Source organism: Leifsonia sp. (assembly GCF_051955155.1).
In the GTDB taxonomy this organism is placed as follows: Bacteria; Actinomycetota; Actinomycetes; order Actinomycetales; family Microbacteriaceae; genus Leifsonia.
Genome location: NZ_JBQCGZ010000016.1, coordinates 1 through 24,497 on the forward strand (window position 1 = coordinate 1; position 24,497 = coordinate 24,497).

At 72.6% G+C, this 24,497-nt stretch carries 29 protein-coding genes and 1 pseudogene; 9 read left to right on the forward strand and 21 right to left on the reverse strand.

All coding sequences use genetic code 11. From position 1 onward, the window contains the following. A pseudogene (locus tag ACTHMF_RS01595) lies at positions 1–226 on the forward strand (helix-turn-helix domain-containing protein); the annotation flags it as partial. 35 nt (positions 227–261) lie between these two features. Here ACTHMF_RS01595 and ACTHMF_RS01600 read toward each other — a convergent pair. Further along, entirely contained in the window at positions 262–831 is a 570-nt protein-coding gene (locus ACTHMF_RS01600) for a dihydrofolate reductase family protein (RefSeq protein WP_440316025.1), read from the reverse strand. Positions 832–899: 68 nt separating this feature from the next. On the opposite strand from ACTHMF_RS01600, the gene ACTHMF_RS01605 reads away from it, so the two are divergent. Genes ACTHMF_RS01605 through ACTHMF_RS01615 form a run of 3 tightly spaced genes read left to right on the forward strand, consistent with a single transcriptional unit; the run spans position 900 to position 2,126 of the window. Then, the gene (locus tag ACTHMF_RS01605) at positions 900–1,127 is read left to right on the forward strand and encodes an RNA-binding S4 domain-containing protein (RefSeq protein ID WP_314147528.1); all 228 of its coding nucleotides are present in this window, start codon (positions 900–902) and stop codon (positions 1,125–1,127) included. A gap of 40 nt (positions 1,128–1,167) precedes the next feature. Further along, complete coding sequence (locus tag ACTHMF_RS01610; RefSeq protein ID WP_440316026.1) at positions 1,168–1,938, forward strand: SDR family NAD(P)-dependent oxidoreductase; 771 nt, start codon at positions 1,168–1,170, stop codon at positions 1,936–1,938. A gap of 17 nt (positions 1,939–1,955) precedes the next feature. Further along, the gene (locus ACTHMF_RS01615) at positions 1,956–2,126 is read left to right on the forward strand and encodes a hypothetical protein (protein WP_440316027.1); all 171 of its coding nucleotides are present in this window, start codon (positions 1,956–1,958) and stop codon (positions 2,124–2,126) included. 28 nt (positions 2,127–2,154) lie between these two features. Here the strand turns inward: ACTHMF_RS01615 and ACTHMF_RS01620 are convergent, their stop codons facing one another. The 6 genes from ACTHMF_RS01620 to ACTHMF_RS01645 all read right to left on the reverse strand — a co-directional run bounded on the left by ACTHMF_RS01620 (position 2,155) and on the right by ACTHMF_RS01645 (position 6,160). Then, positions 2,155–3,027 (reverse strand): hypothetical protein, encoded by an 873-nt coding sequence (locus ACTHMF_RS01620; protein WP_440316028.1) that lies wholly within the window; start codon positions 3,025–3,027, stop codon positions 2,155–2,157. A gap of 24 nt (positions 3,028–3,051) precedes the next feature. Beyond that, positions 3,052–4,248 (reverse strand): DNA polymerase IV, encoded by a 1,197-nt coding sequence (dinB, locus tag ACTHMF_RS01625; protein WP_314147532.1) that lies wholly within the window; start codon positions 4,246–4,248, stop codon positions 3,052–3,054. An 89-nt stretch (positions 4,249–4,337) separates the two neighbouring features. Next, positions 4,338–4,838: a SixA phosphatase family protein gene (locus ACTHMF_RS01630; protein WP_314147533.1), complete on the reverse strand. Its 501-nt coding sequence runs from the start codon at positions 4,836–4,838 to the stop codon at positions 4,338–4,340. Between the two features lie 23 nt (positions 4,839–4,861). After that, positions 4,862–5,305: an SRPBCC family protein gene (locus ACTHMF_RS01635; RefSeq protein ID WP_440316029.1), complete on the reverse strand. Its 444-nt coding sequence runs from the start codon at positions 5,303–5,305 to the stop codon at positions 4,862–4,864. Between the two features lies 1 nt (position 5,306). Then, positions 5,307–5,783 carry an SRPBCC family protein gene (locus ACTHMF_RS01640; RefSeq protein WP_440316030.1) on the reverse strand — a complete coding sequence of 159 codons (477 nt, stop codon included), beginning with the start codon at positions 5,781–5,783 and terminating at the stop codon, positions 5,307–5,309. Next, positions 5,780–6,160: an ArsR/SmtB family transcription factor gene (locus ACTHMF_RS01645; protein WP_440316031.1), complete on the reverse strand. Its 381-nt coding sequence runs from the start codon at positions 6,158–6,160 to the stop codon at positions 5,780–5,782. Before ACTHMF_RS01645 ends, ACTHMF_RS01640 begins: the two co-directional genes overlap by 4 nt. A gap of 134 nt (positions 6,161–6,294) precedes the next feature. Between ACTHMF_RS01645 and ACTHMF_RS01650 the strand changes: the two genes are divergently transcribed. The 3 genes from ACTHMF_RS01650 to ACTHMF_RS01660 are packed head-to-tail and all read left to right on the forward strand — an operon-like array spanning position 6,295 to position 7,334. After that, a complete protein-coding gene (locus ACTHMF_RS01650) occupies positions 6,295–6,684 on the forward strand; it encodes a hypothetical protein (protein ID WP_440316032.1) in 390 nt (129 codons plus the stop codon). Beyond that, positions 6,684–6,827 carry a hypothetical protein gene (locus ACTHMF_RS01655; RefSeq protein ID WP_440316033.1) on the forward strand — a complete coding sequence of 48 codons (144 nt, stop codon included), beginning with the start codon at positions 6,684–6,686 and terminating at the stop codon, positions 6,825–6,827. The genes ACTHMF_RS01650 and ACTHMF_RS01655 overlap by 1 nt, the downstream gene beginning before the upstream one ends. Positions 6,828–6,836: 9 nt before the next feature. Then, positions 6,837–7,334 carry a hypothetical protein gene (locus ACTHMF_RS01660; RefSeq protein ID WP_440316034.1) on the forward strand — a complete coding sequence of 166 codons (498 nt, stop codon included), beginning with the start codon at positions 6,837–6,839 and terminating at the stop codon, positions 7,332–7,334. 19 nt (positions 7,335–7,353) lie between these two features. On the opposite strand, the gene ACTHMF_RS01665 is transcribed toward ACTHMF_RS01660, so the two are convergent. Further along, entirely contained in the window at positions 7,354–8,442 is a 1,089-nt protein-coding gene (locus tag ACTHMF_RS01665) for a nuclease-related domain-containing protein (RefSeq protein WP_440316035.1), read from the reverse strand. Between the two features lie 118 nt (positions 8,443–8,560). On the opposite strand from ACTHMF_RS01665, the gene ACTHMF_RS01670 reads away from it, so the two are divergent. After that, positions 8,561–9,472, forward strand: coding sequence for a hypothetical protein (locus ACTHMF_RS01670; RefSeq protein WP_440316036.1), 912 nt, complete (start codon positions 8,561–8,563; stop codon positions 9,470–9,472). A 123-nt stretch (positions 9,473–9,595) separates the two neighbouring features. On the opposite strand, the gene ACTHMF_RS01675 is transcribed toward ACTHMF_RS01670, so the two are convergent. From ACTHMF_RS01675 to ACTHMF_RS01695, 5 genes are all read right to left on the reverse strand, one after another. Next, a complete protein-coding gene (locus ACTHMF_RS01675; RefSeq protein ID WP_440316037.1) occupies positions 9,596–9,970 on the reverse strand; it encodes a hypothetical protein in 375 nt (124 codons plus the stop codon). Continuing rightward, positions 9,936–11,579 (reverse strand): cytochrome bc1 complex cytochrome b subunit, encoded by a 1,644-nt coding sequence (qcrB, locus tag ACTHMF_RS01680; protein ID WP_440316038.1) that lies wholly within the window; start codon positions 11,577–11,579, stop codon positions 9,936–9,938. Before qcrB ends, ACTHMF_RS01675 begins: the two co-directional genes overlap by 35 nt. Continuing rightward, on the reverse strand, positions 11,579–12,931 hold the full coding sequence (locus tag ACTHMF_RS01685) for an NAD(P)/FAD-dependent oxidoreductase (protein WP_440316039.1): 1,353 nt from the start codon (positions 12,929–12,931) through the stop codon (positions 11,579–11,581). The genes qcrB and ACTHMF_RS01685 overlap by 1 nt, the downstream gene beginning before the upstream one ends. Positions 12,932–13,004: 73 nt before the next feature. Further along, complete coding sequence (locus tag ACTHMF_RS01690) at positions 13,005–13,907, reverse strand: RNA polymerase sigma-70 factor (RefSeq protein ID WP_440316040.1); 903 nt, start codon at positions 13,905–13,907, stop codon at positions 13,005–13,007. A 10-nt stretch (positions 13,908–13,917) separates the two neighbouring features. Beyond that, the gene (locus ACTHMF_RS01695; RefSeq protein WP_440316041.1) at positions 13,918–14,679 is read right to left on the reverse strand and encodes an SDR family oxidoreductase; all 762 of its coding nucleotides are present in this window, start codon (positions 14,677–14,679) and stop codon (positions 13,918–13,920) included. A gap of 147 nt (positions 14,680–14,826) precedes the next feature. Between ACTHMF_RS01695 and ACTHMF_RS01700 the strand changes: the two genes are divergently transcribed. Next, entirely contained in the window at positions 14,827–15,030 is a 204-nt protein-coding gene (locus tag ACTHMF_RS01700; protein WP_314148803.1) for a hypothetical protein, read from the forward strand. 46 nt (positions 15,031–15,076) lie between these two features. Here the strand turns inward: ACTHMF_RS01700 and ACTHMF_RS01705 are convergent, their stop codons facing one another. The 8 genes from ACTHMF_RS01705 to ACTHMF_RS01740 form a co-directional block, all read right to left on the reverse strand. Then, complete coding sequence (locus ACTHMF_RS01705) at positions 15,077–15,499, reverse strand: hypothetical protein (RefSeq protein WP_440316042.1); 423 nt, start codon at positions 15,497–15,499, stop codon at positions 15,077–15,079. Between the two features lie 173 nt (positions 15,500–15,672). Then, positions 15,673–16,428 (reverse strand): alpha/beta fold hydrolase, encoded by a 756-nt coding sequence (locus tag ACTHMF_RS01710; RefSeq protein ID WP_440316043.1) that lies wholly within the window; start codon positions 16,426–16,428, stop codon positions 15,673–15,675. After that, the gene (locus tag ACTHMF_RS01715; RefSeq protein WP_440316044.1) at positions 16,425–17,579 is read right to left on the reverse strand and encodes an enolase C-terminal domain-like protein; all 1,155 of its coding nucleotides are present in this window, start codon (positions 17,577–17,579) and stop codon (positions 16,425–16,427) included. The genes ACTHMF_RS01710 and ACTHMF_RS01715 overlap by 4 nt, the downstream gene beginning before the upstream one ends. Next, the gene (locus ACTHMF_RS01720) at positions 17,576–19,414 is read right to left on the reverse strand and encodes a thiamine pyrophosphate-requiring protein (protein ID WP_440316045.1); all 1,839 of its coding nucleotides are present in this window, start codon (positions 19,412–19,414) and stop codon (positions 17,576–17,578) included. Before ACTHMF_RS01720 ends, ACTHMF_RS01715 begins: the two co-directional genes overlap by 4 nt. 35 nt (positions 19,415–19,449) lie before the next feature. Further along, positions 19,450–21,081: a GMC family oxidoreductase gene (locus ACTHMF_RS01725; RefSeq protein ID WP_440316046.1), complete on the reverse strand. Its 1,632-nt coding sequence runs from the start codon at positions 21,079–21,081 to the stop codon at positions 19,450–19,452. Then, on the reverse strand, positions 21,078–21,710 hold the full coding sequence (locus ACTHMF_RS01730) for a gluconate 2-dehydrogenase subunit 3 family protein (RefSeq protein WP_314148797.1): 633 nt from the start codon (positions 21,708–21,710) through the stop codon (positions 21,078–21,080). Before ACTHMF_RS01730 ends, ACTHMF_RS01725 begins: the two co-directional genes overlap by 4 nt. Continuing rightward, the gene (locus ACTHMF_RS01735) at positions 21,707–22,186 is read right to left on the reverse strand and encodes a hypothetical protein (protein WP_314148796.1); all 480 of its coding nucleotides are present in this window, start codon (positions 22,184–22,186) and stop codon (positions 21,707–21,709) included. The genes ACTHMF_RS01730 and ACTHMF_RS01735 overlap by 4 nt, the downstream gene beginning before the upstream one ends. Positions 22,187–22,297: 111 nt before the next feature. After that, positions 22,298–24,232, reverse strand: coding sequence for a PKD domain-containing protein (locus ACTHMF_RS01740; protein ID WP_440316047.1), 1,935 nt, complete (start codon positions 24,230–24,232; stop codon positions 22,298–22,300). Positions 24,233–24,497: the final 265 nt, after the last annotated feature.

Genomic DNA, 24,497 nt, shown 5'->3' on the forward strand with positions numbered 1-24,497 from the left:
GCAGGCGTCGGCGACGGTTCCGTCGCCGACGCGGTACACGACGCAGGAGGGCGAGCTCACCCCCGGGTTCGGCTGCCTGGCGATCCCGGTCCGGTCGCCGGACCGGCGCCTGGTCGCCGGGCTGGCCCTGGCCGTCCCCGCCGCGCGGCTGGCCGACCGGGACGGGCTGCTCGGCCTCGTCGGCGACACGGCCGAGCGGCTGGGGCCGCTGCTGCAGCGGGTCTGACGGCGGCGCGGGGCGCCGGAACCGCGGCGTCGAGGTCAGCCGCCGGCCGGGACCGGCCGGTACCGCAGCGCTGTCACCCCGGACCGGAAGTCCGTCCGCTCCACCAGCTCCAGCCGGATCTGCTCGCGCAGCCCCGCCAGCAGCGTCGGGCCGTGGCCCGCGAGGATCGGCTGCACGACGAAGACGTACTCGTCGATCAGGCCCAGGTCGGCGAGGGCGAGGGGGAGCGTCACGCCCCCGACGAAGAGGCCGGCGCCCGGCTCGCTCTTGAGCCCCAGGACCGCCTCCTTGAGGTCACCGCGCAGCAGGTCGGCGTTCCACTCCGCCGAGGCCAGCGTGCTCGAGACGACGTGCTTCCTGGCGGTGTCGATCGCCTCGGCGAAGGGGAGCTGCCAGGCGTCCATCCAGTCGGGCCAGGCTCCCGAGGCCGGGCGGCGCCAGGCGGATTCCATCATCTCGTAGGTGGTGCGGCCGAAGAGCAGGGCGTCGGCTCGCTGCAGCTCGGCGGTCCAGAAGCGCATCGACTCCTCGTCGGGCGGGAGGCCGGCCTCGTGGTGGACGCAGCCGTCGAGTGTGACGTTGATGGCGTAGCGGAGGGGTCTCATCGCGTCGTCTCCCTTGATCCACGCGGGGCGTTCTCCCCGGAGGCTACTGGGCGGGCTAGCATTTTGGAATGACCAGCTCCGCACCGATCGAAGACGTCCCGATCGGGGGCGACATGATCCGCCTCGGGCAGTTCCTCAAGTTCGCGGGGCTCCTCGACTCCGGCGGCGACGTCAAGGAGGCCATCGTCGACGGGGAAGTGACCGTGAACGGCGAGGTCGATCGGCGGCGCGGGCGGCAGTTGCAGGTCGGCGACGTCGTGACGTTCGAAGGGCACAGCGTCCGCGTCTGCCCGTGACCCCTTGCCACCCCGCGCGCGAACCGGCATAGTCGCGCGCGTGGACCTACACCTCACCGGCACCACCGCCGTCGTCACCGGGGCCAGTCGCGGCATCGGGCTCGCGACCGCCCGCGCCCTGCTCGCCGAGGGCGCCTCCGTCGTCGGGGTCGCCCGCTCCGGCACGCCGGAGACCGATGAGCTCGCCGGTGGCGAGCGGTTCCGGTTCGTCGCCGCCGACCTCTCGGATCCCGCGCAGATCGACGGGCTCCGCGACCAGGTCGAGCGGGTGGACGTGCTCGTCAACAACGTGGGGTCGGCGCCTCCGCGGCCGGGCGGGTTCGCGTCCATCACGGACGAGGACTGGCTTCGGACGTACGAGCTGAACGCGCTCGCCGGGGTGCGCGTCGCCCGCGCGCTCCTCGAGAAGATGCCGGACGGGGCGGCGATCGTCACGATCGCCAGCGAGAACTCGATGCTCGCCGATCCGCTGGTCATGGACTACAGCGCGGCGAAGGCGGCGGCGCTCAGCTTCTCCAAGTCGCTGTCCAAGGAGCTCGGGCCGCGTGGGATCCGCGTCAACTCGATCAGTCCGGGGCCGGTGGCCACCGCGCTCTGGCTCGGGAACGGGGGAGTGGCGGAGACCGTGTCCGCGGCCGGCGGCGGCACGCCGGACGAGGTCCGGCGCGGCGCGGAGCAGGCGATGGTCACCGGCCGGTTCACGACGCCGGAGGAGGTGGCGGCGCTGGTGGTCATGCTGGCGAGCCCGGTGCTCGGCAACCTCACCGGCGCCGACGTGGTGATCGACGGCGGGATGCGGCAGACGATGTGAGGAAGGAGGGGACGGACATGGACGACCTTCGAGGATCGGCGACGGAACGCCTCGCGCAGCTGGACGCCCTCGCGCCGGGCGACGTCACGGCCGAGTGGCTGACCCTGCAGCTGCGGGCGGCGCTGCGGGAGCTGGCCGAGGTGGAGCCGGTGGCCGACGCCGAGGCGGACCGGCGCGAAGACTACTGAGCGCGCGGCGGCCGTCCGGCGTACGCGGTCAGCGCGCCGCGGTGACGGGCTGGAAGTCCTCCGGGGACGTTCCCCCGGTCGGCGACAGGAAGATCCGCTTCACGTCGCCCGGGGCCGCGGGATCGAAGAGCAGGGGCACGTGCGCGCCGACCGGCGGGAGCTGGCTCGTTCGGAGCAGGGCGGTGCAGCGGACGAAGCGGGTGCTCTGCTGGCGGTCGGTGAACGAGACCAGGAGCGTCGCCGCCATCCGGGAGGCCTCCGCCACCGGCAGCGGGGCCTGCAGCACCTCCGCGTCGACGAGGGCGCCGGTCTCCAGGAGCTGCTCGACGGTCGCGGAGCGACGGGAGCGCTGTCGGCCCGAGGCGAGGCGGCCGACCAGGCTGAGCACGGTCAGGAGCGCGAACAGACCAGGGAGCCACCACTTCGCGGAGTAGAGCACCCAGGCGCCGACGTCCCAGCGCTCATCGCGCGAGAAGGTCGGGTCCACGGCGACGCCGACGGCGTCCGGCTCGGTCCACAGTGTCGTCGCCAGCCAGATCCCGGCGGTCAGGCCCAGCAGGATGATGGTGAGCGGGCCGAGGCCGGCGAAGGACGTGCTCCTGCCGGTGAAGCGGTGATTCCACTTCGCGTACTGGGCCGTCGAGAAGATGCTCGCGATGATCCCGAGCGGGAGCCCCCAGCCACGGACGGCGACGGGGATGCGGGTGTCCCAGCTGCTGAAGACGCTGTTGATGCTCGTGATGCGGAACTGGTCGAAGACGGCGGCGGCCGCGAAGCCGATCAGGGCGGCGGACAGCAGCACGCAGAGGCCGGCGACGATGGTCGCCGCGAGCGCCGCGGGCGCGCCCTGAAGGTCCGCGGTCTTACGTGCTTCGGCCTCGCGCGGATCGATCAGACTCACCCCGCCAGCCTAATGGCCCAGCGGTCACTGGTGCTCCGGAAGGAGGGGCGTCGACCAGCCAGGGTCGCGGCCGAGCTGTGTGGCGCGGGCGACCGACGACGCGCCGAACCGGTCGCGGACGGCATCGAGCACGGTGTCCAGGCGCGCTCCGTCCTCCCACTCGATCGGGAGCTCGGGCTGGAACGTGTCGGAACGGCCCAGGTGCGACAGCGAGACGCCGATCAGGGTGATGCCGCGCGCGGCGATCTCCGGCTGGACGGCCGCGAGCAGGCCCCGCGCGACGGTGAGCAGGACGGAGGTGCGGTCGGTCGGCGCGCCGAGCGTGCGCGAGCGGGTGGCCTTGGCGAAGTCGCCGAACCGCAGGCGCAGCACGACCGTGCGGCAGGTTCGGTCGCCGTCGCGGAGGCGGCGGGCGAGCCGGTCGAGGATCTGGGTGAGGATGACGTCCAGCTCGTCGGCCGTGCGCGGGCGGCTGCCGAGTGCACGCTGCGAGCCGATGGATCCCCGGCGCTTCGTGGAGTCGACGGGCCGCGGGTCGCGCAGCCGGGCCAGCGCGTGCAGGTGCGCGCCGCTCGCCTTCCCGAGCAGGCGCTCGGCCGCCGACTCCTCGAGCTCGGCGAGCTGGCCGACGGTGCGGATCCCGAGCCGGTGCAGCTTCTCGGCCGTGACCGCGCCGACGCCCCACAGCCGCTCCACCGGGAGCGGCAGCAGGAACTGCTCCTCCCGCTCCGGCTCGACGAGCAGGAGGCCGTCGGGTTTGCTCACCGCGCTGGCGACCTTGGCGAGGAACTTGGTGCGCGCGATCCCGACCGAGATGGCCAGGCCCACCTCGGCGCGCACCCGCGCGCGCAGCCGGGTCGCGATCTGTTCGGGGGAGCCGGCGATGCGCCGGAGACCGCCGACCTCGAGGAACGCCTCGTCGATCGACAGCCCCTCGACGAGCGGGGTGGTGTCGCGGAAGATCGCGAAGACCGCCTTGCTCGCCGCCGAGTAGGCGTCCATGCGCGGCGGGACGATCACGGCCTCCGGGCACAGCTCCCTCGCCTGCCTTCCGCCCATGGCGGTGCGCACCCCGCGCGCCTTCGCCTCGTAGCTCGCCGCCAGCACGACGCCGCCGCCGACGATGACGGGTCGGCCGCGCAGCTGCGGCGCGTCGCGCTGCTCCACCGACGCGTAGAACGCGTCGAGGTCAGCGTGCAGGACGGTCGCCTCGCCGCGCATCCCACTCTCCGATCGGTCGTGTCTCACGAGGATGGTCGCAGAGACCGCGGACATCGACCGGCGCGGAGGGGACCGCGGCGCGGGCGGGTTCAGCCGAGCGTCCGCCCGTCCGAGCGGCCCGCCGCGCGGAGCACGGCCGGCCCGCGGCCGACACCGGACCACGCTCCCGTCACGCCGAACTCCGCGATGCCCGCGGTGCGCAGGATCAGGTCCTCGCCCGCGAGGCGCGAGGCGAGCTGCTCCATGCCGGGATTGTGGCCGATCAGGAGCACCGTACGGACCTCGTCCGGGACCTCGTGCAGAACGCTCAGGAGCCGGTCCGCGGAGGCCGCGTAGACGCGCTCGTCGACGCGGGCGGAGGGAGCGGACGGGAGCTCGGCGGACGCGAGCTCCCAGGTCTCCCTTGCACGCTCCGCGGGGGAGACGATTGCCAGGTCGATCGGGTCGGCCCGACCCGCGAGCCAGCGCCCGGCGAGCGGAGCCTGGCCGCGGCCGCGCTCGGCCAGCGGCCGGTCGGGGTCGGCGACGGACCCCGACCAGTCCGACTTGGCGTGCCGCAGGAGGAGGAGGGTGCGCTCTGTGGTGGTCACCCTGCCAGTGTGACGCAGCGGCCTCAGTTCCAGGAGTCGATCTTGGTGTCGCGCGGGGCGGGGGCGCCGCTCCCGGTCTCCAGGAGGGACTTGAGGCTGAGCAGGAAGACGCCCCACTTGGTGGTGCAGTGGTGCATGAACGGGACCGGCTCGGCCCAGCCCTCGTGGCGGAAGCGGACCAGGGTGTACTCGCCGTCGGGTTCCAGCGCGAAGTCGACGTGGGTGCCGATCCACTCGGCCGGGCCGTCCACGACCTCCCAGCGGACGCGCGAGGCGGGGTCGAGGGCGACGACCTTCATGTCGATGTCGCCCGGCTCGAAGCGGAACCGGATGACGCCGTCCAGGGACGGGTCGCCCGAGGTGTTCTCGGTCCACCAGCCGGAGAGGCCGTCGAGGGTGGTGAGGGCGCGGTAGGCGTCGTCGGCGGAGGCGTCCTTGACGCCCACCTGGTGCAGGATGTCGACCATTTCAGTGTCCTTTCGTGGTGGATCGGGTGGTGGATCCGGTGGTGGCGTCGGTGGTGGCGTCGCTCGCGAAGGCCGCGAGCCCGGCGAGGCAGTCGGTCCAGCCGTCGCGGTGGGCGTCGGCCGACGGGTCGTGCGGCAGGCGCTCGTGGGTGATGACGACCTCGGTCCCGGAGGCGCGTGGCTCGAAGTCGACGGTGACCAGGGTGTCCGCGTCCTCGGTGACGGGAGAGCGCCAGGTGAATGCCAGGCGGCGCGGACGGTCGATGGTCAGGTAGGTTCCGCTGTGCACGATCGGGGCGTCCAGGTTGTGCATGACGATGCGGAACTCGCCGCCGACGCGGGGATCCGCCGTGACATCCGTGTGGGTCGCGGCGCCGGGACGCATCCACACGGCGAGCGCCTCGGGGTCGAGCCACGCGTCGAACAGCGGCTCCGGGGCGGCGGCGATGAGGCGGGAGACGACGAGCGGGGCGATCATCGGGCGTCCTCCGTTGACGAGCCGGATGCCGAGCCGGACGCCGAGCCGTCCCCGGACCCGGTCACGAACCGGTCGAGGGCGGCCAGGCGGTCGGTCCAGAACGCGCGGTAGTGGTCGAGCCACGCGGCGGCCTCGGACATCGGGTCGGCGTTGAGCGACAGCACGTGGTTACGGCCCTGGATGCTGCGGGTCACCAGCCCTGCCTGCTCGAGCACGCGCACGTGCTTGGAGACCGAGTTGAGGGAGATGGTGAATGTGCTGGCGACGTCGGTGACGCGTTCGTCGCCCGCGGCGAGCCGGTTCAGGATCTCCCGCCGGGTCGGGTCGGAGATCGCCCCGAAAACCCGGTCCAGTGTTGCTGCTTGATATTCACCCATATGGGTGAATGTAGCACGGATTCACCCGATTCGTGACCCCTGAAGTGGGGACAGTCGCAGCATCGGCGCGCCGCTAGCGTGTGGCCGTACCAGTCGAGCAAAACTCATTTATAACATGATCGGGGGAAACACCCATGGCTTCCTGGGACCAGCTCAAGCAGTACATCGCCTCCGGATACACGATCACGTCCGATGACGGGACGCTGATCAAGCTGCTCTTCGACACGGGCAACGGCCGCTCGCAGATCGTCCTCGTGGAGAAGAGCGTCACCGGCTCCGGCGTCGAGTTCGCGACGATCGCCTCTCCGGTGGCGACCCTCGGCACGGTCGACCTAAACGCCCTCCTCCGGGAGGCGTCCGAGTACGTGGTCGGCGGACTGGTCGCCTACTCGGACACGCTCACCCTCCGCCACTCCGTCCCGCTCGCCGACCTCGATGCCGGCGACTTCGACGCTCCACTGCACTTCGTCATCGGAGCCGCAGACTCCATCGAGGCAAAATTCGTCGGAACGGACGACTTCTGATGTTCCGGACGGAAGCGTCGAAGACGCGCACGGGGAACTGGCAGCTGGATGCGTCCTGCACCAACGGCCACACGGTCTTCAAGGACCAGATGCATCCCGACGGCCCGTACCGATGCCCGTTCTGCGATGCGGACGTGTACTAGGGGCACCCGATGACCGGGATCTTCGCCCCGCGGGACGACGGCTACGTCGACGTGCCGCTGCTGCCGGGCGAACGCGTCCTGCGCCAGCAGCAGGCCGCCTACCTGAAGGGCGGCCAGTCCCTGGTCGGCGGGATGCTCGTCGTCACGGACCAGCGCCTGCTGTTCCGTCCGATCGATGTCGGGATGGCGTCGAAGCTGCTCAACGACGGGATCGAGTTCCTCCCCGACGGGCTGGCTCAGCTCGGGAAGCTCGCCGGCAAGCTGATCGGCTACGCGACCGACACCGTGAACGGGGCGGCGGGCGCGGTGCCGATGGCGACGATCGTGGCCGTGGAGCCTGGGATGGACGCCGGCGCCCATCCCAGCTCGCTCGTGCTCACCGCGGAGGACGGACGCCGGATCGAGATCGGCATCTCCGCGAGCCTCTTCACGCCGATCTGGTCGAAGAAGTCGGACCGCGTGCGCGACGAGATCGTGGCGCTGATCCGCGGGCAGTTGGGTGGGTAGCGGGCGGCGCACCAAGCGTTCAGCGCTTGCCGAGCGCTCGGGCGGCCGCTCGCATCGCACCGAGGACAGTTCCGGCTATCGCCATGCCGCTGAACGCTATGCCGGCCAGGATGAGGAGCGGCTTCCAGGCGGCGTAGACCGACGGGAGGACGCATCCCGCCGGGGGCGAGCACGGTTGGTTCGCGATGGCGCGCAGGATGAGGATGCCCACGAGGACCGTTCCCGCGACGGCCCACAGGCGAAGGAGGTCCAGCAGGACGGCGCGTCCGGTCGGCCTGTTGCAGCCGGCCGGCCGTCGCGCGGGGCCTCGCTTGGGCCGTGGTGCGGACGTCCGTGGGCTCGGGCCGGGCTCGGGGAACCCGACCTTCGCGACGAGGCGCTCGAATCGCTGCATAACCCGGAGGGTGTCGGCCGCTCGCGGATCGACGTGCCAGGTCCCCGGTTCCTCGGCGGCGAGCGTGATGAGATCGAGCCTCGTGGTGGTGAGCGGAGTGGATCGGGCCGTCAGCCACGCGACCAGCGATCGCGCGTCCACCACCGCGATCGAGCGGTCCTGGGGCGAGCGCGCGTCGGTGAGGGATGCGGCGCCGACGAGCGCGATGACAGGGGTGACGGGGACGGGAAAGCCGGTCTTCGCTGCGAGCCGGCGGCCGATGTCGGCGCCATCGCGGTGGGCCGCCGAAAGGTACGGCTTGTTGGCGCCGTTCACGCGCATCAGGCGGTCGCCCACCCAGACCCCGGCACCTGCGTGGTGCTTCGTGTTGATCGCGAACACGCCGCCTGGCCCGATGACCAGGTGGTCGACGTCCTTCGTCCCCGTGCCGATCGGGACCGAGTGCCGGACGAACCACTCCGGCCCGAGTTCCCGCAACAGCGCGCCGACCGCGATCTCGCCGAGCGCGCCCCGGTACCACGACCACGCATCGCCGTGCAGGATCACGCGCTCCTCGGTCCTGAGCGACGGATCCTGCTTCTCGGCGGCCTGCTGTACGTCGAGGCACTTGAGGGCCACGGCGTAACCGGCGGGCCGCGACGACAGCGCGCTGATGCCGGCGAAGTCGGTGCGCGCACGCGCAGGCCTCGCCGCATCGGCCGGAACATCCCCCATGGATGGCGACGCTATCGAAATCCGCGCCGGCCGACTCACCCCAGTCGAGGGGATGCCGACCCCGAACTGGTGGGGGTGCTGGGTGGCCCGCTGCGGGGGCACCCATAGTGTCCTTCGCGTGACGGAGATCAGGGACGCGGTGGACGCCGCGATCGCGGGGACGCTGACCGATGCAGGATGGGCGGAGCTGTTGCGGGCGGGGATCGCGACCGGTCAGACGCTGGACTTCACGCCCCGTGCCAGGGACTACCGGGTGATCTCCCGGTTGAACCGGTTCAGCCATGTTCCGTCGGTCGGCGTGCGGGCGGAGGTTGTGCGGGAGGCCCTGCTCGACCGTGCGGGCCGGTGCGACCCGAACGGGCTGCTCGTGCGCGGCCTCCGCATCGACGGTGAGCTGGACCTCGACTTCGCGACGCTCGACGTCGCGGTCCGGATGACCGGCGTGCGCATCGAGGGCGATCTCGGGATGACCTCGGTGCGGGCGGGGGACGTGCACATCGACGGCTCCTGGATGCGGAGCGTCCGGCTGGCGCACGCCCGCATCGACAACCACTTTTCGCTCGTCGACGGGCAGGGCGCCGATGCCCAGACGAAGCGCCGCAGGAGAACCTTCGGCATCCAGTCGTGGATGGCGGTGGCCGCGGTGTTCGAGAACGCGGGACGCGAATCCGAGGCGCGTCGACTCAAGTACGAGGCCACGGACCGGCTCTTCCGGCACTTGGCGAACCGGTGCTCGGCCATGGTGTGGCGCACGGTCACGAAGATCACGATCGGGCACGGCTACTACTCGCAGCTCGCCCTCGTGCGGCTCGCCGGCCTGTGGCTCGCGACGACGATCCTCATCACGGCGAACCTCGGGGCGTTCTCGCCGACCGACTGCGATGCGGCCATCGAGCAGCAGACCGCCGTCTCGACGGTCGTCCCGACCCCCGCCGCGCCGGACGAGAGCGTCGTCACCCTCACGACGGGGTCCAGCGATCTCGCGCCCACCGCGTACCCCGCATCGGCCAGTCGGCGGCGTGGTGGGTGAGCGCGACCTGTGGCTGAGCGCCCTCATCACCCTGATCAAGCTGACGGCGTGGAGCCTGCTCGGCCTCTTCGTGACGGGGGTGTCCGGCATCCTGAGGAAGCGGTGATCGGGCGGGCGCGCGGCTCACCACTCGCGCAGCTTCTCGGGGTTCGCCACGACCCACACGGTCGACGCCGCCCCCGGGCGTCCCGACGCGACGACGACGGCCGTGGCCGCGCCGTCGCGGCGCGCGACGATGCCCGGAGCGCCGTTCACCGAGCGGACGGTGAGCTGAAGGCCCTCCGCGAGCCCGAGCACGACCACCAGGTGCGCCGCGGGGTCCGCGGCGAGCGCCGGCCCGGCCCGCAGTCCCGCCCGGCCCGTGTCCACCACGACCCGCGCCACGGGACCGAGGACGCGCGCGACCGCGCACGCGTCCCCGGTCCCCAGCGCGTCGCACAGAGCCGCGGTCAGGCGGGCGTGGTCACGCCGCTCCCGCCGTCGACGCCGCTCGCGCATCCGACCGCCCTTCGCCGTCGCCGAGCGCCGCCGGCGCGCTGTCCGGGGGGAGCGGGGTCAGCCGGTCCTCGAAGAAGAACCGGGACGCCCGCGCCCGTGCCCGGTCGAGCAGGCGCAGGTGCCCGTCGCCGTCCGGGTGCGCCGCGTACGGCGTGACCGCCTCCGGGCCCGCGAGCCGGTAGCGCTCGTGCGCGTCGACCGCGCCGTGGACCTCCACGTACTCGCCGCCGGGGAGCCGGACGATGCGGCCCGTCTCGTAGCCGTGCAGCAGGATGCTCAGGTCCTTCTTCTGCAGCGCCAGGCACACCCGCCTGGTCAGGACGAAGGCGACGACCGGGCCGAGCACCACGAGCGCCTGGAAGGAGTGCACCACCACCTCCAGCCCGATGTGCAGGTGGGTGGCGACCAGGTCGGCGCTCGCCGCACCCCAGAGCGCCGCGTAGAACACCATGCCTGCCACGCCGATCCCGGTGCGGGTCGGGACGTTGCGCGGCCGGTCCAGGATGTGGTGCTCGCGGGAGTCGCCGCTCAGCCACTCCTCGATGAACGGGTACAGCGCGACCAGCGCCAGGAAGGCGCCGACCACCACGAGCGGCACGATCACCGCGAGGGTCCAGGTGCGGCCCAGCCACTCGACCTCCCAGCCGGGCGGGACCAGGCGCAGTGCGCCGTCCAGGAACCCGGTGTACCAGTCCGGCTGGCTGCCTGCGCCGGCGTCGCCGGGGGAGGACGGGCCGTACAGCCAGATCGGGCCGATGGTGACGGTGGCCGCGATCAGCACGATCGCGCCGGTCGTCGCGGCGAGCAGGCCGCCCGCGCGCACGGCCAGGTTCGGCCACACCGGCACGCCGACGATCACCGTCTCGCTGCGGCCGTCGCCGGGGAACTGCGCGGCCTTGTGCAGGTACGCCTCGCGCCAGCGCCCGGCGAGCAGGAGCACGATCAGCACCGGGACGACGGCGATGTGGATCGGGTACAGGTGCTCGATGATCTGCCCGGGGAACTCGCCGCCGAACAGCAGCCAGGACAGCCAGGTGCCGACCACCGGGATGCCCAGCACGATACCTTCCACGATCCGCAGGCCCGTGCCGGAGAGCATGTCGTCCGGGAGGGCGTAGCCGCTCCAGCCGCCCGCCAGCGCCGCGATCAGCAGCCCGAACAGCAGCAGCCAGGAGGTGCGCCGCGGCCGCCGGAACGCGCCGGTGAAGAACGCGACCACCAGCTGCAGGATGATCGCCGCCGGCAGCAGCAGCGCGGCCCAGTGGTGCGCCTGCCGCAGCAGCATCCCGCCGGGCAGCTCGAACGAGATCGCGAGCGTCGACTGCAGCGCCTTCGACATCTCGGCTCCCGCCAGCGGAGCGTACGAGCCGTCGTACGTCACGCGTGTGCTCGACGGCGCGTAGGCGAACATCAGGATGAACCCGGTCACGAACAGCACGAGCAGGCAGGCGAGCGCGACGACGCCGAACATGGTCGTCCAGTGCAGCGGGGCGCGCCGCGTCGAGAGCTCGGCGCGCAGGGCGCCGAACCGGCGGCCCGCGGCCGAGCGGGAGGCGACCCGCTCGAACCGGTCGGTGAGGGAGGCGTGGGTCCTGCGGTCGACGGGCATCAGCGCGCCCCCGCATCCACCAGGCGGCCGCCGTCGACCGCGTCCGGCTCCTCGCCGAGGAACGCCCGGCGCGGATGCTGCACGGACAGCAGCGAGACGATGTCACGCCCGAACACCACGGCGGTCGCCCAGACCAGCAGCACCCGCACCTTCCGCTCCCACGTCGGGATCGCCAGCACGTGGTAGCCGCGGTGCATCACCCAGGCGAGGAAGCCGGTGATCACGATGCCCCGCCACTGGAAGATGCCCTTCCCGAGCCCGAGCGTCGCGACGACGCCGAGGCTGTGGTGCACGTAGTCGCGCGTCCGCTCGCCGCGCAGGCTCGCCACGATGTTCGCGGCCAGCCGCTTGCCCTGCCGCACGGCGTGCTGCGCGTTCGGCACGGTCAGCGCGCCGGGCACGTCCGACGCCAGGTCGGGCACCGCCGCGTCGTCGCCGGCCGCCCACGCGTCCGGCACCGGCTCGTCCGCCGTTCCGACCCGCAGGTCGGGGCGCACGATCACGGAGCCGCGCGCGGTGATCGGCAGGTCGGTGTTGTTCGCGATCACCGGGTTGGCGCCGTTGCCGGCGGTCCAGACGATGGTGTGCGCGTCGAACTCCTCACCGGTCGAGAGGACGACGTGGCCGCCCTCCGCCGACAGCAGCTGGGCGCCGAGGTGGATGCGCGCCCCGCGCTCCACCAGCGAGCGGACCACCCAGGCGCCCGGCTCGTCGGTGACCTCCGGCAGGATCCGGTCCCGCGCCTCCACCAGGTGGAACGAGAGGTCGGAGAAGTGCAGCTCCGGATACGACTTCAGCAGCGCGGTGGCGAGCGACAGCAGCTCCGCGAAGCCCTCGACGCCGGAGAAGCCGCCGCCGACGAACACCACCGTCAGCAGCCGTGACCGCTCGGGTCCCGCAGGAAGCAGCGATGCCCGGTCGAACGCGTCGAGCAGGCGGTCGCGGATGGCGACCGCCTCCTCCACGTGCTTCATGCCGATCGCCTGCTCGGTGACGCCGGGGATGGGGAACGTGCGCGTGACGGCGCCGGCCGTCACCACGATGATGTCGTAGCCCAGCTCGAACGCGTCGCCGTCGCGCGGCTGCACGGTGACCGTCCGGTCCGCGTGCCGGATGCGCGTGACCGACCCGTGGATCAGCCGCGCCCGTCGCAGGTGGCTGCGCAGCGAGATCGCCGCGTGCCGCGCCTCGATCGACCCGGCCGCCACCTCCGGGAGGAACGGCTGATAGGTCATGTATGGCCGCGGGTCCACGACCACGATCTCGGCCTCGCCCGGCCGGAGTCTCTTCTCCAGCTTCCAGGCCGTGTAGAAACCGGCGTACCCGCCGCCGACGATGAGGATGCGACGCATCGTTATCGACCTCCTGTCCTCATGAACTAAGACAGGGGAGGCCGCCGGTTTGTGACAGCCGGGCGGGAACCCGCTACGCGGGGACGGGGATGCGCGCCAGCTTCTGCGGGTTCAGCACCCAGTGCAGGCGGCGGATGCCGTCGGCGGTGGCGTCCACCGTGACGAACGCGACGACAGCGCCGTCCCGCACGAGCACCGCGGCCGGCTCGCCGTTCGACGAGACGATGTGCACCGTCCCCTCCCAGAACCGGTTGGCGAACGCCCGCAGGTACTTCGCCACCACGGTGCGCGTGCGCACGGGGATGCGGGAGGCGCGGGCCAGGCCGCCGCCGTCCGAGTAGCTGACGATGTCGGCGGTGAACAGCTTCTCCAGCTCCACCATGTCGCCGGACTGCGCCGCCTCCAGGAACGCCTCCAGCATCCGGCGCTTCTCGCTCGTTCCGACCTCGCGCACCCGCCGCTCCTCGGCCAGGTGCTTGCGGGCGCGGCTGACCAGCTGCCGGGCCGAGGCCTCGGTGGCCTGGATGATCTGGGCGATCTGCGCGTACGGGTAGTCGAACGCCTCCCGCAGCACGTACGCCGCGCGCTCGGTGGGCGACAGCTTCTCGAGCAGCGTCAGCACCGCGAACTCGAGGGCCTCGCCGCGTTCGGCGCCGAGCAGCGGGTCGGCGCTGGTGTCCACCGGCTCCGGAAGCCACGGGCCGATGTACGTCTCGCGGCGCGCCCGCGCCGACTGCAGCTCGTTGATCGCGAGCCGGGTGATCGTCGTCGCCAGGAAGGCGGCGGGCTCGCGCACGCTCGCCCTGTCGTACGCCTGCCAGCGCAGCCACGCCTCCTGCACGAGGTCCTCGGCGTCCGCCACGGTGCCCATCATCCGGTAGGCGATGCCGAACAGGCGCGGACGCACGGCGGCGAAGGTCGCCGCCGCGTCGTCCACGCTGTCGATGGTGCCGATCCCGCCGCCGTCGTCCGCCATGGCCCGAATGCTAGCGGCCCTCCTCGAGCCAGGTCGAGAACGGGGTGCCGCCGCGCAGCTGCTCCCGCACCGCCGGGTCGTGCCCGGGGATGAGCGAGGTGTCGTCGACGGCGCCGCCGAAATAGCCGGCGGCGGGGTCGGTGACGACGGTCCGCGCGTCGCCGCGGGCGGCGAGGATGCGCCGGGCCAGGTCGTCGAGCCGCAGCGGCTCGGGACCGGCGAGCTCCACGATCCCGTTCACGGGCGCGGCCTCGGCGATCCCGGCCAGCGCCTCCGACACGTCGGCCGCCGCGATCGGCTGCATCAGAACGTCGGAGAGGGTGGCGGTGCCGTCCTGCGTCGCGCCGTCGGCCAACGCGGGCACGAACTCGAAGAACTGGGTGGCCCGCACGATGGTGAACGGGATGCCGGAGCCGGTCACGATCCGCTCCTGCGCGACCTTCGCCCGCATGTAGCCGATGTCCGGCAGCCGGTCGGCGCCGACGATCGAGAGCACGACGTGGTGCCCGACGCCCGCCTCCCGCTCGGCGGCGACGATGGTGCCGGTCGAGCGCTCGAAGAAGTCGAGCACGGCGGCGTCCTCGAACGAGGGCGAGTTGGGGATGTCGACGACGACGTCCGCGCCGGCGAGCACCCCGGCCAGCCCGGCGCCGGTCAGCGTGTCGACGCCGGTGGAGGGGGAGGCCGCGACCGCGTCCGACCCGCGCTCCCGCAGCAGCTCGACCAGCCGGCGGCCGATCAGCCCGGTGCCTCCGATGACGACGATCTTCATGTGCTCCTCCGTTCGGGACGCGCGCCCGGTGCGCCGTCCACCAGCTCCGACCGGACAGCGTGCGCGATTGTGACAGGTCGCCGTCACATTCTTCTGGCGCGGCCGGTCAGGGCTGGTGTTGGATCGGACCAGACGGAGGGAGAAGCCATGACGGCAGCAGCAGGAGGCGGCGTCGAGTACCCGGACGAGGCGGGCTACCCGGACGGTGAGGGGACGCTCGACGAGGGGACGGGGGCGTTCCGGGAGGAGGACGCCGGCGGCGACGAGGGCGGCGTCGAGATCGAGGTGGAGGAGCCGCAGGGCGTCGACCAGCTCGACGAGTTCGACGCACCCGACGCGCGGGACGAGTAGCGCGACGCGGACCGGGCGCCCCGCCGCGTGCGGAGCGCCCGGTGCGTCACACCGTCTGCCAGTGCCTCAGCGGCGCCGGGTTCAGCCGCACCCAGACCATGCTGACCAGGGCGCCGCTGAGGTCGACGGCGATCGCGGCGAGCGGCGAGCCGGTCCGGGTCAGCATCAGGCCGGGCCTGCCGTTCACCGGGCGCTCCCGCACGGACACGTCCTCCGGTCCGAAACCGTAGGCGAGCAGCAGGCTCGCGTCGTCCGGGCCGCGCACGACCCGGATCGTCGACGCCTGATCGTCGCCCGCGTAGACGACGACCGCGACGTCCTCGCTCATCAGCGCGCGCATCCCGGCGAGATCGCCGCGCGCGGCGGCGCGGCCGAGCCGGTGCACCGTCTCCCGGTGCCCCGCACCGAGCCAGTCCCTGACCGCGGCCACCGAGCCAGCGAGTCCCGTCCGGTGTCCTGCTGCAGCCATCGCCGTGTCCACCCTTCGCGTCCCGCCCGGTGCGGGCCCTCACCACTCAGACCGCCGTAACCGCCGGAATGTGACAGCCACCGCGCCCCAGGTGTGGTGAACATTTGCGCCAAATCGCGTCTCCGGCGACACCGCAACCACGATGTGGCGCAAATGTGAGCATCCGCGAGCGGCTACTCGGCGAGGAAACGCAGGATGCGCTCCCAGTGCCGCGCGATCAGGTCGGAGCCGCCGTCGACCCGGTCGACGGTCGCATGGGTCAGGCCGGCCGCGTACCAGTCGGCGTCGTGCACCGTCGCGTCGTCGTCCGCGCTGCCGTAGACGATCAGGGCGTCGGCATCCACGCGGGGAGCCGCGGACCCCACGGCGGCGAACGCCCGGCGGTCGGCCAGCACGCCGACCTCGCCCTGCCGGCCGGCGTCGTCCAGCATGCGGCGCAGCCGGTCGTCGTAGCCGGCCGGGCGCGCCGCGGCACCCGGCGCCGGCGCGTCGACCGGCGGATGCTCGGCGCGGGCCGCGTTCGCCGGCGCCAGTGGGCTGACCAGCACCAGCCGGTGCAGCAGGTCGGGGTGCCGGGCCGCCAGCGCGGTCGCGTACACGGCGCCCTCCCGCCAGCCGATCGCGCTGATCCGGCCGTACCGGGTCGCGCTCGACAGGTCCGCGCTGCGCTCCATCGCGCGCAGGTAGCGGGCCACCGCGTCCACCCAGCCGTCGACGGTCACGTCCCACGCCTCCGACGACCCGTAGCCGGGCCGGTCGAAGCCGATGATGTGCAGGCCCGACCGGTCGGTCGCGTGCGGGTCCGGGTCGAACGCCGAGGCGCCGGGCGTGGGATGGAACAGCACCGCCAGATGTTCGGCGACCGGATCGCCGATCCCGGACATCCCGACGGTGTGCCCGCCGGCCAGCTCGATCTGCCGGAACGTCATCGCTCTCCCTCCCGCGCCGCCCGGCCGGCGGCGAACGTGTCGACACGGTACGCCGCCGCAGCGGCCTCCCGGAAGTGCAGCCCGTGCCCCGGCGCGGCCGGGTCGGGCACCAGCTCGCCGTCGACCACCGGAGGGACGCCGTCGAAGAACATCCCCTCGATGCGCTGGTGGTCGTGGAAGTACTCGACGTTGACGGCCTCGTCGTGCGCGGCGGCGACCGACGCGTGCAGCGCGGGGGCGGTGTGGGCGCTGAGCGGGACGCCGAACGCGCGCGCCAGCCCGGCGGCGATCCCGAACCCGGTGATGCCGCAGCGGGTCGCATCCGCCTGCAGCACGTCGACGCAGCCGCCGACGAGCAGGTCGCGGAAGTCCGCCGGCGTGTACGCGTACTCGCCCGCTGCGACCCGGATCGGCGCGGGGACCCGGTCGCGCAGCAGCCGCAGGCCGTCCCTGTCCTGGCTGGAGACCGGCTCCTCGAACCAGGTGACGCCGTCGATCACGAACTGCTCGGCGAGGTCGAGCGCGGTCTTCCTGTCGTAGGCGCCGTTGGCGTCCACGAACAGCTCCACATCGTCCCCGACGGCCGCGCGGGCCAGCTGCACCCGGCGCAGGTCGTCGCGGGGATGCGAGCCGACCTTCAGCTTCACGCTGCGCAGCCCCTGCTCCGCCCACGCGCCCAGCTGCGCGGTGAGCTCGTCGTCGGTGTAGTCCGTGAAGCCGCCGCTGCCGTAGGCGGCGATCGTCTCGTGCGCGCCGCCGAGCAGCTTCACCAGCGGCACATCGAGCAGCCGCGCCGCGAGGTCGTGGACGGCGATGTCGACCGCCGCGATCGCGCTCGCACAGACGCCGGGCCAGCCGGCGTTGCGGGTCGCGCGCGCCATCGCCCAGAAGCTGCGGGCGGTGTCGAGCGGATCGGCGCCGCGCACCCGGTCCCACAGCAGTTCGCGCACGATCCCGAGCGCGGCGGGGGAGGTGTACGCGTAGCCGAGCCCGGTCGTGCTGCCGGCGGTCAGCCGCACGACGAGCACGCCGGTCGCGTCCCACGCGATCGTGCCGTCGCTCTCCGCCCGCTCCCGGCCGCCGGTCGCGGTGGGCACGCGGTACGCGGCGGCCTGGATGGAGTGGATGCGCGGATCGTGACTCTCGCTCATCGCTTCTCGTCGTCGCGGTCGCGGTCGATGTGCAGGGCGTCCTTGACCCGCTCCACGCCCTCGGTCAGGAGCGAGGTGGCGGAGTCCTTGATCGCGCCGAGGCCGTCCGGGTCGCCCTTCAGCAGCGCCAGGCCGGTGTTCTTGGCGAACTCGAACGTGATGTGCGGCGGCAGCGGCGGCACGTTCTTGCTGGTGTGCGCGTCGATCACCGTGACGCCCTGGTGCGCGAACGCGGCGTCCCAGGCCGCCTCCACCTCGTCGTCGGAGGTGACGGTGACGCCCTCGAAGCCGAGCAGCCGGGCCCAGCCCGCGTAGTCGACGGACTCCACGTCCTGCGAGGTGGACCAGACCGGGTTCGCGTCCTCGGTGCGCATCTCCCACGACACCTGGGTGAGGTCGTCGTTGTGCAGCACCAGCACGATGAAGGTGGGGTTGGCGAACCGGGACAGGTACTTCTTGAGCGTGATCAGCTCGTTCATCCCGAGCATCTGGAAGGCGCCGTCGCCGATCGTGCAGACCACCGTGCGGTCCGGGTAGGCGAACTTCGCCGCGGTCGCGTACGGCATCGCGGCGAGCATGGTCGCCAGGCGCCCGGAGAGGTCGCCGCGCATCCCGTCGCGCAGCCGGATGTGCTGGCCGTACCAGTCGGCGGTGGTGCCGGCGTCGCACGTGACGATCGCCCCGGCGGGAAGGCGCTTGTTCAGCTCGTGGTAGACCCGCCGCGGGTTCACGCCGTCGTCGTAGTGCTGCTCCGCCTGCGCGGCCAGTTCGTCGTCCCAGTCGCGCATCTTCTCGGCGACCTTCTCCTGCCAGGACAGGTCGGAGGTCTGCCTCAGCAGCGGGAGGAGGCCCGTCAGCGTCGTCTTCACGTCGCCCCAGATGCTCACGTCGGTGGGGTAGCGCAGGCCCAGCTGCTCGGGCCGCAGGTCCACCTGGATCGCCTTCGCCTGCCCGGTCTTCGGCAGGAACTGGCCGTAGGGGTAGTTGGTGCCGAGCAGGACGAGGGTGTCGCACTCCTGCATCTGGTCGTAGCTGGGCCGCGAGCCGAGCAGGCCGACCTGCTGGGTGTGGAACGGGACGTCGCCCGGCACCACCTGCTTGCCGCGCAGGGTCGTGATCACCCCGGCTCCGGCGAGCCGCGCGGCCTGCAGCACCTCTTCGGTCGCGCCGACGGCGCCGTGGCCGACGAGGAACGTCACGCGCTCGCCGGCGTTGATCAGGTCGGCCGCGGCCTGCAGCTGCTCCGCGGGCGGGGCGATGGCCGTCGACGGCGCCACCGCGCTGGAGCGGGACACCCACATCTCCGCTCCCGGCTCGGCCATCGTCATGCCCTGCACGTCGTGCGGGAGGATGACCACGGTCGGCTGCTTGCGGGTGATCGCGGTCCGGAACGCGGTGTCCACCACGGCCTGCGCCTGCTCGGGCGAGACGATCGTCTGCACGTACGCGGCCACGTCGGAGAACGTCTGCTCGAGGTTGCTCTCCTGCTGGTTGAAGGTGCCGAACGAGTTCAGCCCCTGCTGGCCGACGATCGCGACGACCGGCTGGTTGTCCATCTTGGCGTCGTACAGCCCGTTCATCATGTGGAATGCGCCGGGGCTGGAGGTGGCGATGCAGACGCCGACCTCACCGGTGAACTTGGCGTGCGCGACCGCCATCAGCGCGCAGATCTCCTCGTGCGTCGGCCGGATGTACTCCAGGCCCTCCCCGGCACGCTCGGTCTTGCCGAGCATCCCGTCGAACTCGCCGATGCCGTCGCCGGGGAAGCCGAACACGCGGCGCACGCCCCACTCCCGCAGCCGTCCGATCACGAACTCGCTGACCGTCGTCGCCATATCGTCTCTCCTTCGCGTGTCGGCGCCCGCGCCGCTCAGGGCTCCGGGCGCTGGATGAGCCGGTCCGCCGCGCGTGCGGCGACCGCCATGATGGTGAGGGCGGGATTGGCGCTGCCCTGCGTGGGCAGCACGCTCCCGTCGGTGATGAGCAGGTTGGGGACAGCGAACGTCCGGCAGTCGCCGTCGACAACCCCTTGCGTCTCGTCGGCGCCCATGCGTGCGCCGCCGACCAGGTGCGCGTAGCGCTGCACCGTCATCGTCTCCTGCGCGCCCGCGGCGTCGAGGATGCGCTCCATCGTCGCCTGCGCCGCCTTCGCCAGCGCCCGGTCGTTGTCGCACTGCGAGTACGAGAAGTGCGCGACCGGCAGCCCGTAGCGATCCTTCTCCTCGGCCAGGGTGACCCGGTTGCGTGCCTGCGGCAGGAACTCGCAGAGCGCGCCGAGGCACGCCCAGTGCACGTAGTCGGACATGTAGCGGCGCAGGTCCGCGCCCCAGCGCCCCTGGGCCATCACGTGCTCCGCCCAGGTGATCGGCAGCGGCGAGACCGTCTGGATGGAGTAGCCGCGCTGGTAGGGCTTCGCCGGGTCGGTTTCGTAGAACTGCTCGGTGCTCACCTCGGGAGGCGGCGCCTTCCACATCCGGATCTCCTGCTCGAACCGGCCGGCGGTCTGCGGAGCGCCCTGCACCATCAGGTAGCGGCCGACCAGGTCGAAGTCGTTGCAGAGCCCGTCCGGGAAGCGCGCCGAGGCGGAGTTCAGCAGCAGCCGTGGCGTCTCGATGGAGTAGCCGGCGACGGCGACCATCCTGGCCCGCTGGAAGCGCGGCAGGCCGTCCTTGATGTAGTGCACGCCGGTCGCCCGCCCGGTGCGCTGGTCGACCTCGATCGAGGTGACCATGCTGTCCGCGCGCACCTCCGCGCCGTGCTCCAGCGCGTCCGGGACGTGCGTGATCAGCGGCGACGCCTTCGCGTTGACCTTGCAGCCCTGCAGGCAGAAACCGCGGTAGATGCAGTGCGGCCGGTGCCCGAAGCGGCCGTTGGCGATGGCGACCGGGCCGACCTTCGCCGTGATCCCTGCAGCCTCAGCGCCGCGCAGGAAGGTCTCGCCGTTGCCGGAGACGGGATGCGGCCGGTGCGGGTAGCCGTGCGGGTCGCCCCACGGCCAATCCTCGCCGGCGACCGGCAGCTCGTTCTCGATGTCCGCGTAGAACGGCGCGAGGTCGCCGTATTCGATCGGCCAGTCTGCGCCGACGCCGTCCTGGCTGAGGGTGCGGAAGTCGCTCGGGTGGAACCGCGGCACGTAGCCCGCGTAGTGCACCATCGAGCCGCCGACGCCGCGGCCGGAGTTGTTGGAGCCGAGCGGGACCGGGTCGTCTCCGCCGATCTGCCGGGGCTCCGTCCAGTACAGGTGGTGCGACCCCGCCTCGTCGCTCACCCAGTCCCTGGCGGGGTCCCAGAACGGCCCCGCCTCGAACGCGACGGCGTCCCAGCCGGCGCGCGCCAGGCGCTGCAGCAGCACGGAGCCGCCCGCGCCGCAGCCGACGATCGCGATGTCCACCTCGTCGGCGTCGGCGAAGCGCCGCATCCGTTCGCGCAGCCGCGGCTCCTCGCGGGAGCCGTCCGGCGTGAGCAGCCAGGCCGAGGCGTTGCGATCGCGCACCGCGCTCATCGGCCCGTCCCGTCCTTCGGCATCTGCTCCGGCCGGCCGTCCGCCACCTCGAACGGCTCGCGCCGGTCGACGCCGAGGTTCTTGTAGCCGCGCGGGAACGCGGGCCCGGCGAAGCCGATCTCGTCCCACCCGGCGGGATGGCTGTAGAAGGCGGTGCACGCGTAGCGCGTCCAGAGGCTCCAGATCCGCGCCCGGTGGAAGCCGCGCCACTCGCCGTCGCCGTCCTTGATGCGGCCGAGCAGCTCCTGCTGCTGCTCCTCGGCGCAGGCGGCGAACGTCGTGCCGTGCGTGTCGCGGGCCTCGTCGTCGAGCGCGGCGAGGCTGCCGCGCCAGGAATCCCAGTCGTCGGACATGTCGTCGTAGTGCCAGCCGTCCGTCTCCTTCTCGGCCAGCCTGGCGTCCACCATCGCGGTCACCGGGACCGGCCGGTCGCCGGGATGCTGGTCGAGCAGCCGGTCGAACAGCGCTGTCGCCGCCGCCTCTTGCACCGCGTCGAAGAAGCGGATGTCCGGCGGCCGGCCGACGCGCGAGAACACGACGGAGCGCGTCTCTTCGTCCCACCGCTTCGCCTGGTCGAGCACGTGGAAGCCCGGGTAGCGCTCGGGAACGGCGTCGCCGGGGGCGGTCACTTCTCGCGCCTCAGGATCGCGGCCAGGAGCCCCATCCCGCCGACGAGGGTGACGAGCAGGGGCGCCAGCAGCGGCGGTCCCATCTCCAGGTTGTAGCGGGCGTTGCGCCAGCCGCCGGGCTTCTGGCCGATCCCGCGCGCGTGCAGCCAGGTGCCCTGCAGCCCGTTGGCGACGATCGTCGCCGCCGCGATCGGCAGCAGCGTCTTGGCCGCCCTGCGGCTGAACACGCCGGCGATGCCCGCGACGGCGCCGACCGGCCCGAGCACGATCGGCGCCCACATCCACCGGTTGCCGAAGCTGGCCTTGTCGTGCTCGAAGTATATCTCGCCGGCGGTCACCAGCGCGCCGACCGCCGTCAGCCCGGACAGCGACCGCTCGAACCGCCCGGTCTCGACGTTCCGCACCAGCCGGTCGATGCCGTGGACGGCCTCGCTCCCGGCCGACCTCGCCCGCGCCCTGCCTTTCGTGCGACCCACATCGCCTCCGATCCTTGCGTCGGCGCAAGCGTCGCACCGCCCGGGCCGGAGGTGAAGGGGTCCTCACAGTGTTCTCAGGATCGTGGGCGGGGTTCGGGTGCCCCGCCGCCGCTACGGCTTCACCGCGTTCACGTCGTCCACCGACAGCACCACCGGCGCGTTCGCGACACCGCCGGACAGGTAGCCGGTGACGGCGATGGCGCCTGCGGCCTGCAGCGCGGCCGTCGCGTCGGTCGCCGACCGCTGCCACGCCGCCGGCTCCGCACCGCCGTCGACCCACGCCTTCGTCTCGATCAGGGTCGGGTTCGTCCCCGTGATCCTGACGCGGACGTCCAGCTTCGTCCCCGGCGTGTAGGTGACGCCGGGCACCGCGACCGAGGACTGGATCACGACCTCGTTGCTGGCGTTCTGGTCGACGCGCGTGATCTGGATCGTCACCTTGCCCGCGGCGGACACGATCACCTTCGAGGCATACGCTCCCGCCGTCCCGACCCGCCTGCCCTGCAGCGTCAGATACACGTTGCCGGTGGACGGCAGCTTGTCGAGGGCGACCGAGAGCCGCAGATCCGTGTCGGTGGAGTTCACGCCGAGCAACCGCGCGGTCCCGCCCGCCGCCGCTCCGAGCGAGATCAGACCGGCGCTGCCGTTCACCGAGTAGAGGGAGGCGGAGCCCGTGATCGACCAGGCGCCGCCGGTCGGGGCCGCGCCCCAGCCGCCCGCCCCCGTGCGGGTGAAGGTGTCCGCGGCCAGGACGCTCGGCGGCGGGGACGTCGTCACCATCACCGACTTCGTCGCGGTCGCCGTCGCCCCGCCGTCGTCGGTCACGGTCAGCCGCACCTGGTATGTGCCCGCTGCGGCATATGTGTGCGACGTCGTGCCTCCCGTTCCGCTCGCCCCGTCGCCGAAGTCCCAGGCGAGCGACGTCAGCGTCCCGTCGGGGTCGCTCGATCCGGTGCCGTCGAAGCTGCACGCGAGGTTCGTGCAACTGGAGGCGATGGACGCCGTCGGCGGCTGGTTCCCGCCTCCGGTCGGCGGTCCCATCGTGAAGCTGTCGGTGAACGCGGCACCACCGGCCCGCGCGAAGGACGCGGTGAGCTGGGTCGCGGTCGCCGTGACGTCGAGCGAGCCGAACAACGGAGCCGCTCCGCTGCCGTAGCTCGACGCGAAGTACCCGGCCTCGGAGTCGGCCGGGTTGACGTCGTAGTTGGTGTTCCCGCCTGTCCCGACCGTCGCGAACACCGTTCCCGCGCCCTTCACGAGCGTGCTGTCGGAGTCGACGACGCAGCCGGCGGTGAACGTCCCCGGCGTGATCGACGGGCATGCGGCTCCCGTCGCCAGCTGCTTCGTACGCTGGTACAGGTGCTCGTGCCCGCTCAGCACCAGGTCGACGCGCTTGGAGACCAGCAGGTTGAGGATGTCCGCTCCCGGATCGCACGCGTAGTGGCCGAGCGAGAGGCACGGCTTGTGCATCCCGACCACCACCCACGGCACGTTCGCGGCGCGCGCGCCGTCGATGGCCGCGGCGGTCCAGGAGTAGTGCGAGGTCCCCGCCGCGTAGGTCCAGGTCCCGTCCGGGAACGGCAGCCCCGGCGAGATCATGATGAAGCGGACCAGCGGGGCACCCTGCGGCACGTCGACGTAGTACTCGCGGCCGTAGGTGCCGACTGCGCCGGGGAGCTGGTTGGGCAGGCACGCCGAGAAGTCGTTGATGTTGCCGTTCTGGCCGTTGCTCTCGTGGTTGCCCGACACCAGCTCGAACGGGAACCCGGCGCCGACCGACTGCGTCACGAAGTCGCACCAGGCCTGCTCGGAGCCGGTCGCCCCATAGGAGAGGTCGCCGAGGGCGAGGTGCAGGTCCGGGGCGATGGCATGGATGCCCTGCAGCACCGCGCGCGCGTTCGTCGTCGTGCTGTAGTCGCCCGACGCGGTGAAGTGGACGCTACCCGCGCCCGGGGAGATGCCGGACACGCTCTGCGGTGCCCCGAGCGCGATCAGGGCGACGGCGGCGGCCACACCGGCCACCGCGAAGATTCTGTTCTTGACCATCGCGGAAGCTCCCCGGCCCGTTCTGGCCGGGCCTTCGCGCACAGGGTAGCTCCGCGGACCCGTTCCGCGGCAGTAGAAGGCGAGAGAGTCTCACGAATCGATCACCGGTCGAGGGTCGCGGCCGCGCCCCCCCCGGGGGGGGGGGGGGGGGGGGGGGGGGGGCCCCCCCCCCCCCCCCCCCCCGCGGCCCGCTCGCGCGGGGGCGCCCCGGGGGGGGGGGGGGGGGGGGGCCCCCCCCCCCCCCCCCCCCCCCACGGCATACCCC